At 60.2% G+C, this 9966-nt stretch carries 8 protein-coding genes and 2 tRNA genes; 2 read left to right on the top strand and 8 right to left on the bottom strand.

Annotated features, from left to right (window positions below; genetic code table 11):
* On the top strand, nucleotides 1-1043 hold a 1043-nt coding region (locus MOV74_RS20780), incomplete at its 5' end, for a helicase-related protein (protein WP_258719543.1).
* Between the two features lie 1344 nt (nucleotides 1044-2387).
* Complete coding sequence (locus tag MOV74_RS20775; protein ID WP_246926149.1) at nucleotides 2388-3056, top strand: hypothetical protein; 669 nt, start codon at nucleotides 2388-2390, stop codon at nucleotides 3054-3056.
* A gap of 172 nt (nucleotides 3057-3228) precedes the next feature.
* Here the strand turns inward: MOV74_RS20775 and MOV74_RS20770 are convergent, their stop codons facing one another.
* The 8 genes from MOV74_RS20770 to MOV74_RS20735 form a co-directional block, all read right to left on the bottom strand.
* Complete coding sequence (locus MOV74_RS20770; protein ID WP_246926147.1) at nucleotides 3229-3471, bottom strand: hypothetical protein; 243 nt, start codon at nucleotides 3469-3471, stop codon at nucleotides 3229-3231.
* A 475-nt stretch (nucleotides 3472-3946) separates the two neighbouring features.
* On the bottom strand, nucleotides 3947-4117 hold the full coding sequence (locus MOV74_RS20765) for a hypothetical protein (protein ID WP_246926145.1): 171 nt from the start codon (nucleotides 4115-4117) through the stop codon (nucleotides 3947-3949).
* A gap of 484 nt (nucleotides 4118-4601) precedes the next feature.
* Nucleotides 4602-4955: a hypothetical protein gene (locus MOV74_RS20760; protein ID WP_246926143.1), complete on the bottom strand. Its 354-nt coding sequence runs from the start codon at nucleotides 4953-4955 to the stop codon at nucleotides 4602-4604.
* Between the two features lie 344 nt (nucleotides 4956-5299).
* Complete coding sequence (locus MOV74_RS20755; protein ID WP_246926142.1) at nucleotides 5300-6646, bottom strand: MBOAT family O-acyltransferase; 1347 nt, start codon at nucleotides 6644-6646, stop codon at nucleotides 5300-5302.
* A 55-nt stretch (nucleotides 6647-6701) separates the two neighbouring features.
* The gene (locus MOV74_RS20750; protein ID WP_246926141.1) at nucleotides 6702-7739 is read right to left on the bottom strand and encodes a hypothetical protein; all 1038 of its coding nucleotides are present in this window, start codon (nucleotides 7737-7739) and stop codon (nucleotides 6702-6704) included.
* A 164-nt stretch (nucleotides 7740-7903) separates the two neighbouring features.
* Nucleotides 7904-7979: transfer RNA gene (locus tag MOV74_RS20745), tRNA-Lys, on the bottom strand.
* A gap of 652 nt (nucleotides 7980-8631) precedes the next feature.
* Nucleotides 8632-8817, bottom strand: a complete 186-nt coding sequence (locus MOV74_RS20740; protein ID WP_246926140.1) for a hypothetical protein — start codon at nucleotides 8815-8817, stop codon at nucleotides 8632-8634.
* Between the two features lie 689 nt (nucleotides 8818-9506).
* Nucleotides 9507-9582, bottom strand: a tRNA-Lys gene (locus MOV74_RS20735).
* Between the last annotated feature and the right edge of the window lie 384 nt (nucleotides 9583-9966).

Here is a 9966-nt window from a genome sequence, read left to right as displayed (position 1 = left end):
CATCGCCCCCGGTGCACCGGCTGCCGGTCGCGACCCGGATCGCGCCATTGTCGGATGCGGCGATTGCCTCCGCGCTGCTGCGCGAGCAGCGCCGCCACGGCCAGAGCTTCCTGATTTGTCCGCGCATCCAGGATCTCGATCCCATGCTGGCGCGGGTGCAGGCGGCGGCGGGCGACCTTCGCATCGTCTGCCTGCACGGCAGATTGGCGGCCGACGAGATCGACGACCGCATGATGAGCTTCGTCGAGGGCAGGGCCGACGTCCTGCTCGCGACCAACATCGTCGAGAGCGGCCTCGATATTCCCCGAGCGAACACCATCGTGGTCTGCTGGCCGGAGAAGTTCGGCCTCGCCCAGCTGCATCAGCTGCGCGGGCGCGTCGGCCGTGGCGGCATCCGCGCCTTCGCCCATCTCCTGACCGAGACGCAGTCCGGGCAATCCGAGAAGCGGCTGGCGGTGCTCGAAGAGTTCAGCCGGCCCGGCGCGGGCTTTGCCATCAGCGAGCGCGACCTGGACCTGCGAGGCGCGGGCGATTTGTTTTCGGAGCAGCAATCCGGCCACGTCCAGGTGTTCGGGCCCGTGCTCTACAGCCACCTCCTGAAGATGGCTTCGGAGAAGCTCGACGAAGGGCAGGCCGTGTGGGTGCCGGACCTGAACCTGCCGGTCGCGGACATGCTGCCCGAGACCTACGTGCAGTCCGAGCCGGTGCGTCTCGAACTCTATGCGCGCGCCGCAAGATGCACTGACGAGGATGACCTCGAAGACCTCGAGGAGGAGACCTCCCGCCGCTTCGGCCCGCTGCCGAAGGTCGCGCGCGACTTCTTCGCCGCAGCCAGGCTCAGGTTCGAATGCAAGCGGCGCGGCATCATCCGTCTCGACGTCGGCCCTGAGGCGGCGGCCGCGACGTTCCTGCCGGGACGCTTGCGGAAGTCGCGGGGCAAGTCACTGCAACGCGACGGTGATCGCGTGGTCTATCACGCCAAGATGCAGGACGCGCCGTTCGAGCGGGTGGAGGAGCTGTTCGAGCTGCTGGACGAAGGGTAGAGGCTCGCGCCTTCGTCAGCACGGATACCTTCGATTGGCAGACCTGGAACTCTTGCAGCGGCGGGCTTCTGCAACCGCGAATTCATGGCGGGAACCCGGCCCCATCATTATGGTTAATGAAGCTTGGCGATGGAGATTGTCCGATGTCCCGTGCCATCCCTCCGATCATTGTCGCGATTATCGCAACCTCGTTTCTGTGGGGTCTGGCGCAAGCAGGCGGCGCAATTGCCGGGTCCGGGGGAGCGGGCATGGGGACGGGAGCGGGTAGCGCCGGCGGGTCGGCACCTTCCGGAATGGGGACGAGTGCAGGCAATGCGGGTCCCTCAGCGCCTCCAGGGATGGGGACGAAAGACACCGCCCCCGGTGGAAATCTGGGCACCGACGGCCAACCGATCAATCCGAACGTTCAGTCCGCCACGCCCGCAAGGTCGCGGGCGGCAGCCCAGGCCGCGAAAAATGCCGGGGTCGGTCACGCTCCAAATGGTCTGCCGATCGGCGCAATTGGGAGCGGCACGAGCAATGAGGATCAAATGGCCACTGTCTCCTCCCGAAACAGCTTCCGGCCGGCAACACAGGCTCAAGGAAACACCAATGTTGGTTCAGAAGGTCCGCCAGGGAGAGGCGCGAGCCTTTCGGACCGGATCAGACTGCCGCGAGCCGCACGAGCTGGGGACAAGGTGCTCGACGCCAAAGCGCAGGTCGAGCGACGAACAACTGTGTCGCCCAGACGCGTTCCGGGCCCGATACGGCCAGGTTTGTAGCCTGCGAGCGAAGGGACGAAGAGACAGGCACGGCGCAATGCGTCGTCGCCCTCGACCACGGCCCGATGCGGGACGCGCTGCTCGAACGGTGGAGGAGCTGTTCGATCTGCTGGACGAGGGTGGGGCACATCAAAACTGCGAAAACAACCCCATGCACAGTAGCTAAGTGCTGCTGGGGCAAGGCGTTTTGAATCCGGCGGGAGGGCGCGTTTGTGCCGTCGAGCAAAACAGGAGTATTCTGCCAGCTTCGGAAACTTCGTCTTTCGGAATGTTGAGCCAGCAACGGCTGCCGTAGGGTGGGCAAAGGCGCGAAGCGCCGTGCCCACGATTTTTCCGATCCGGCCACAGATGCGTGGGCACGCTTCGCTTTGGCCACCCTACGGCAGTGTCAACGTAAAGCCTCTGCTCTTCGCTCACCCCCGTAATCGGCCGGGGTGGCCCGGCCCGTCAGCCGGCCACGTCGCTAACGTGGAATTAATCCGAAAAGCCTACAATTCTAGGCAGTTGTGTATGGGTGCTGCGTAAAGGGTGCGTCGTGAGGGCGTTCCAGGGGCGGCTTCCTTTTGCTCGCTCACTGGGGTCAATGCAAATGACCACGACCTTCGAAACGGCAAGCTTCGCCGAAGAACTCGACGCTGCAGCCCTTGCCGCCGCCGCAGCAGCGCACGAACCCGCAGCCCCGGAAGCTCCAGTCTCGAGCAAGAGATCCAGCCGGAAATCGGTGCTGGCCTTCTCGGTGTGCGCCCTGGCCATCAACGGCGCGGCGGCGATCTACACGTCGCCCTCTGATTTTTCCTCGCTGAATGTCGGCCGCTTGGCTGAACTGCTTCCGCGCCTGGAAGCGTCCGTGCCAAAGCCGGATCCGGTTGTCGCTGCCTTGAGGGACATTCAGGCGGCCCAGCAGCAACACACCGCGATGCTGCAGCAGAACAATCAGGCATCGGATCAGAACTCGGTTTTGCTGCAGCAGGATTCAATGTTGCTGCTGTCGCTGCGACAGAGCATCACGGACGAACGGGTCGATGTGAAGAAGATATCTTCGCAGCTGTCCACACTGATCGCGAAGGTCGACTCGCTGCAAAATACAATGATGTCGGACGTCACGTCGTCCATTCGACGAGCGCATGCGCGCTATGGACTGCCCGCAGCGATGCGCAAACGGCTGGTTCGGGAGCCGAAGTCGGTGGGGCCTGTTTCGGTTGGCGGCGCTCCGCTGAGTGTGCCGGCTGCGGTTTCGGCGCCCGAGAGCTAGTGCGTAGGATGGGTTGAGCTCTTGCGAAACCCAAACTCCTTGCGATCGGCGTCGCTGTGATCCGCGATCGATGATCAGAGCGACCCTCAAAAGGGCCGCGGAGGGACCGACCGAGTTGCCAGCGATGGGTTTCGCAAGCGCTCAACCCATCCTACAGGCTGTCACGGTGGTCTCACTTCAAGGCGTGATCGATCTTGTGCCCCAAATGCCCGGTGTCGTGATCGCGGCGCAACTGGCTCAGCGACGTCTCGTTCAGTTGGGCCAGGACCTCGCTGAGTGGCGTCGCATCGGGATACCCGGCGGCAAAACCCTTTCCGTAGATCTTGCGCAATGTGCCGACCAGCGTGTTGCCGTGCTTCTTGCTGATACTGCCATCCTTGTCCCGGTGGCGGCCATCCAGGCCCTGTTCCTTCATGTGCCTCTCCCTTGCGGCGTCTTAAGCGCCTGGAGGGAGCCTGCTCCCAAACGGGTTGACTGGCAAATGGCATCGCGCGCGGCAGTCGAGGGCGGCCACCACGGCAGGAGCCAGCGCTTCTCTCTCGTGCTTGTGAAGCCGCAAAGGATTGTGGCGAACCGATCGGCGCATCAGATCACAGCGGGCGATTGCTCGACTGGAGCTGATGCGATGCGCTCTCTTTTTGCCACGGGTCTGTTGCTGGTGCTGTGCAGCTCCGCAAACGCCGCAACGGTGCATCACGCCCGCGCACGCCATCCTGCAGCGGAGCGGCCTCGCGCGAACACGACTCCGCCGGCGCGCTTCGCCGTCCCCGGCTGGAGCGACGATGCAACGCTGCGCTGGCTGAACAGCGCCTCGTCAAACGTCGGCCGAGGTGGATAGCGGCGGAAACAGGCGCCGGTGCTCGCTCGAATGGCGCCGAAGGATGGGGTGGCTAGGCGGCCTGCTCTTCAAACGAGGTGTAGACCCGGCCGCTGGGATCGACGACCTGAACGTCCCAGCACCCGTCCTCGATGAGCTCTTTGGCCTTCTTGAGGGCGGCGGGAAGTGTCAGCCGCTTGAGACTGACCACGCCCGCCGTGTCGAAACCGTTGATTTCAAACATGCCGCTCCTCCGGTTTTGCTGAATCCTACACGTTTCCGGTGGGTTGTCAGCGGCTTTTTGAGGGAGGGCTCTTGGAACGGCCGCAGATGCCAAGCAATGGCAGTGTGCGGCAGTTGAGTACGTAGAGCGCGCTATCACCGCAATTCCGGCCTCAAGCCAGCGGGATGGTGTCCACCCGCAGACAGGGACGGCACTGGTAGGCATGCACTGCGGGAAACGTGAAGATTGCCGGTAGCGTCGCCAGAAACGTCATCGGCCGTCTGCACTTGGAGCAGATCAGAACGGGCGGACTGTCTTCCTCTGCGCAAATCATCGCCACAATGCCCGGAGGGGGAGGGCATAATAGGCGCCTGTTGGGTGTAGTTCATCTCGGGGTGACTACTGGACTCTATCGGAATCTGGCGTGTTTTTGCGAGGAAGGGGGCGTTGGCCTCGCATCGACGAAGTCGACACCGCAGCCACAGCGCGTAGGATGGGTCGTGGTTTATTTCCCGGATTTCTTAAGAAGTCTGATGCGTTCCGTCACGGTTGCCGCCAGCTCAGGAAAAGGCAGGCAAGCTTCCGGATAGGGAGTCTTGGCTCCCAAGGTTTTGTCTTCATTAGTACCAATGAGAACTTGGAGCTTGCTGATATCGTTCGAACGCATGTGATCTTCACAAGCCGCGGCCTTAAGCGAGACTATGATGATCTTGACGTCGTCATCATGTTTGATCGTCGCGTATTTGATCCGCGACTTCTCGAATTTTTCAATGGCCGTCTTGTAATCATCCGCCTTGTACGCCTCATTACCTTCTTTCCAGAGGGCCAAACCCTCGTCCTGAATTTTGGCCGCTTTCACGGGGGCAGTGACAAAACTTGCCGGTCGACATCCGAGAGCGCAGCTCGGCGGACCATACTACGATGACCGTGCACTAAGTATACGCGGAGTCGTGCACTCATCCGAATGACCGCAGCCTGAAGAGTGATGGACGACAGGGTTGAGTGCACTGTCACCACAATGGTAGGATGGATTGAGCTTATACGAAGCGCTTTACTGGCATTCGGTCGGTCACTCCGCGGCCTTCTAAGGATTTCTTCGATAATCAATCGCGGATCGCAGTGGCGCCGTTCGCAACGATTGATGGGTTTCGCAAGAGCTCAACCCATCCTACGCGCTATTGATATGGTAGGATAGACTCGGCGCTAGAAGCGAAAATAGATGAACTCAAAGCTTTCGCTCGCGTTCAACGCGAGCACGGCGCAAGCCGCGAGAAAGCCAAGACCGACGGCGTAGACTGGTCTTGCTAGAAGTCGCGACACGAGAGTGGACGTGTTGGGAAGCACAAAGGCAAGCAGCCCGGCGAGGCTCACGATCACCGCCGAGAAGCGGAGGTCTAAGTGGGCGTCAGTGCCGTCCCGCCTTAGCCAAAGCAACGCGTCGTAGATATGCCTGGCCGCCTCGAAATGTTGCGCTCTGAAGAGCACCCAGCAGAAGACGACGAACAAAAAGGTGAGAGGTCCGCATATTAGTGCGGGCGTCGGGAGCTTTGAGCGGCGCCAGAGGGTCTCGAAGCCGAGTCCGATGCCATGCAAGGCACCCCAGGCGATGAAGGTCAGGCCGGCGCCGTGCCACAGGCCACCGAGGGTCATCGTTGCGAACAGGGCGCAAAGCTGAACCGCGGGGCCGTGCCGGTTTCCGCCGAGGGGGATATAAAGGTAGTCGCGCAGGAAACGTGACAGTGTCATGTGCCAGCGTCGCCAGAAGCCCTGGAGCGACGTTGCGCGGTAGGGCGCATCGAAGTTCTGCGGCAAGGTGATGCCGAACAGCAGAGCTGATCCGATGGCCATGTCGGTATAGCCGGAGAAATCGAAGAAGATTTGGAACGTAAAAGCGAGTGTGCCGAGCCATGCATCGACTGGCCTAACCGGCGACGAAGCAGCCATTGCAAAGACCGGATTGGCGATGGCTGCGAGTTGATCCCCCAACATGACCTTCTGACAAAGCCCGAAAATGATTAACGTCAGGCCGCAAGCCGCGCGTCGCCACTGTTCGCTGTCGTCAGGCAAAGGTGAAACATCAAAGGGCGAAGCGGCGAACTGATGCATCACCTCACGCCATCTGACCAGCGGGCCGGCAAGGACCTGAGGAAAGAAAGCGATGTAGAGACCGTACTCGATGAGCGTGTATTGCGGCGCAAGTTTTCGTCGAAGATCCGTCAGGTACATGACGTGATGAAAAGTGAAGAAGGAAATGCCAAGCGGCAGCGCGATATCGAAATGTAGCGCGCCCCACCGCATTGGCAGCAGTGCGAATAGGAAGTTAAGATACTTGAAAACCGCGAGCACGATGACGTTGGCCGAAATGGCGCCAACAACGATCCAGAGCAGCCCCGCAGAAATAAACCAGCGTGCGGCGAGCCAGTTCAGCAGGATTGACAGAACGATCAACGGAATGAAGTGCCAATCCCAATAGCCGTAAAAGGCGATCGAAATCGCAAGCAGAATGACGAGTCGGTAGCGGGGGAACCATTTTGATGCGCCGAGATACACGAGCCACGCAGCAGGAAGGAAAACTGCGAGGTAGCTAAACGAGTTGAATAGCAAGCTACGGCCCCTTCACTGCAATCGGAATTGCCCGAGCAATGTCCTCTTCGATCTGCGCGGCATAGGACCGTCGATAGTGGATGGGATCGAAAAAATTTGCAGGGTCGCTGTTTGCGGGTCGATCAGCTCCTGACCAATCGAGAATTGCGGCGTTTGGGAGGGAATTGGCTGCTTGGGCAAGCTTCAGCTTGCAGTCGCGGTCTGTTTTTTCGGCAGCGCTTCCTGGAGCAGGCGTATAGCTGATGTACCGTGGCGTCCACAAAAGGACGAAAAACGCGCGCGACGGTCGCTCGATGTGGTCTATGAGCCGTTGAACGGCCGGAAAACTGTTGGTTGGATTAGTGGATTTCTCAGGTCTAGAGCCTCCGTTTAGACGAGAGCGGACGAAGTTGACATCGTTGTAGCTCGCCTGCTCGAACGGGCCGATAAGTTTGTGGTAGCCATCGACCGCAATGTACGGACTGTAGTGCGAGGCTTTTGTGGTTTGCCGGGCCGCGAGGACAGTCTTGAACATTTCGAACGACGTGGCGCCTGCGAGGCCCCACAGATAGTGTGTCAATGAGGAATAGAGCCAAAACGGAAAGGGCCTGCGCTCGCTGTAATCAGCGTCGCACCATGTTTCTGGCAACAGCGCCACGACCACAATCCTAGCATCGTCATGATGTGCCAGAAAGAACGTCATCGTCGCGAGTGAGGCAGGCGCACCCGAGCCGGAGATGGAGAGTGTCACAAAGCGCTGTCCGGTCAGCTTGCTCAAACTCTGTGGCGTCAGAGGCATCGACGCGGAGTTGCCGATGACCACTGAGTTGAACTGAGGATCAATCGCCCGTGACACCATCGCAGGTCGTTCTTCGTCGAATCCGACGTCTTCGCTCTTGCTAAGACCTAGACGACCGAACGGATCGATCGCGACAGCGGTGCTAAATGCCCCGACAAGACCGATAGCCATCGAAACGGCGCCAACGGCAATCCAGGAGCGCCAGCGCGCGGTTCGAGAACAATCAATCAAAAGCAGCCGTGCCACACTTTGTGCGCGCATGCGCAACTTATAGCTGAATACACTAATAAGTTGTGCGCGTCCAGAGGCGCGCCACCCTCGATTGTGTCTCGGCCTCCCGCTGGGAGTGCCTGAGCAGCTTCTGTTCGGGAGCTTTACATGGGGGCCGTGAGTTCAGCCGGCCCGTAACGTCTTCGTCGATTAAGTGGTGAGCGCGCTGGGGCTCGAACCCAGGACCCCGTGATTAAAAGTCACGTGCTCTACCGGCTGAGCTACGCGCTCCCATGGCCGCTGATGGCTTCCTAAGAGATCGCCATCGTGGTCGGACATCGAGAAGCATGTCTTGCCCAACGCTTAAGGGCGTCGCGAGGAAAAACCGGCTGTTTCCGGATCATGCTCTCCAATTGCGGCGACAGTGAACTAAATATGCAGCCGCGCACTCATCCGAATGACCGCAACCGGCAAGGGGGGTGAACGTGACGGGGTTTAGTGCACTGTCACCGTAGTCGTAATAGCAAAAAGCCAATCTCTGGTTCGCTCCACGGGGAATCGGCGACTTGCATCGGGCAAATGCCGCCTGATTAATCATTAAAATATTAAAATAGAATTAAATAAATTAAATGATGGACGGGATTGAAATTTGGATTAGGATGAGAACACTTGGCGCCGGACGAACGCGTCAAGGACCTCCTAGAAGCGGCCCCATCATCCTGCCCCTGCTTACGCCACCAAGGATGTAAGGGCCGCTTCTTTGGCAAATTGTGAGGCGAATCATGCAGTTCTTGTCACTAGGTGATTTGTTTCTCATCTCCGCAGCAACGGGTACGCTCCTACTGGTTGAGATCGGAGTTTTGATCATTGTGGGCGTGATCTGAGCCGGACGTTCTTCGGTCAATTTCAATTCAGCGCTCCCCGGGGCTGGCCTTTTTCATGCCTATATCGCAAGCTGCGGGTTGCCTCGATCGAAGTCAGGCCGGAGGTCGGCGCCGCGGCCGCCGCAACCTGCGCAGACGAAGCGCGGCTCGATATCAGACAGCCGCACCTCGTCCTGCCATCGATGGGCTTCTAGCGCTGTGTGATGGCCGCAGTGGCAATAGACCAGCACGCCGCGAACGCTCATGCCGGGCATCTCCCCGAAGGTGATCTTCACTGGTTGGCCGTCTGCGTGCGTAGGCGTGCGGCTTGATCTGCCGCGGCATGCCGCCATCAAAGCGAATCGCAAGTACCTCGCAAATTATCGAGACCTATTGGCGCGGAGCGAGCGCGAACTACTGCCCGTCGTGGATGTGGAGAACTAAGCACGCGGCTTCTTTGCCGCGCAGAACGTCGCAACGGGACTACGGTGACAGTGCCCCCTCATGCAGTCGTCCGGACAGTGCCGCGGCGAAGCAAGAACTTCGAGCTTCAGGGTTGGGTGCACTCACCGTATTCTACTCCGTGATCCCGGCCGCGTTTGAGGACGGCTCCGGCACCAGGGGCGACAACGTCAGCCGTGGCCTTTGGGACGGAGCAGCCTCGCGGACGACGTGGATTTTTACTCCCGCAAGGGACTTTCCGGCGCTCTAATGCAGGACGCGCGAGGCTTCGGCGGCCTGGACCCTTTCTTTCAGGTCTTCGAGCTCATTGATCGCGTCCAGCAATCTGACCAGCTTGCGCGCGATATGCTTCAAACTGGGCCTTGGGCGTCGGGGAACAGGAACTCGTTGTGCCATCGGTGCACGCCTCCATGCTTGAGAGGTCTCTCTGGCAAGAGGCGCGCCAAGGCGCCCGGGAGCGCGGAAACGGTCTTCAAGTAATTGATCCGGCTTTTGGTGAGCGCGCTGGGGCTCGAACCCAGGACCCCGTGATTAAAAGTCACGTGCTCTACCGGCTGAGCTACGCGCTCCCATGGCCGCTGATGGCTTGAAGAGATCGCCATCGTGTTCGGACATTCGAGAAGCATGTCTTGCCGCAACGCTAAAGGGCGTCGCGAGGAAAAACCGGCTGTTTCCGGATCATGCTCTCGGCCTGCGCTGTGTAGGGGGAGTGGCTGCGCAGGTCAATAGTGCGGGGCGCTGCCGAAAGTCTCGGCAGCAGCGGGGATTTGCTCGCGGTCTCCACGCCTTAGGCCGGAATTCTCAACCCGATTGGCGGGCCGCCATCCCCGTCGAAGAGCACGTGACTTTTGATCACGAGGCCCCAACTGGATGGGCGCCCGTCAGTTCGTCTCCCGCCGCACCTCGTTCGGCACCGGCTGCGCGGAACCGCCCGGGTGGGGCAGCGCGACCGG

The sequence above is a fragment of the Bradyrhizobium sp. SHOUNA76 genome, assembly GCF_023006445.1.
Classification (GTDB): Bacteria; Pseudomonadota; Alphaproteobacteria; order Rhizobiales; family Xanthobacteraceae; genus Bradyrhizobium.
The sequence above is the reverse complement of the archived record's forward strand: the minus strand, read 5'-3'. Positions and strand labels throughout refer to the sequence as shown.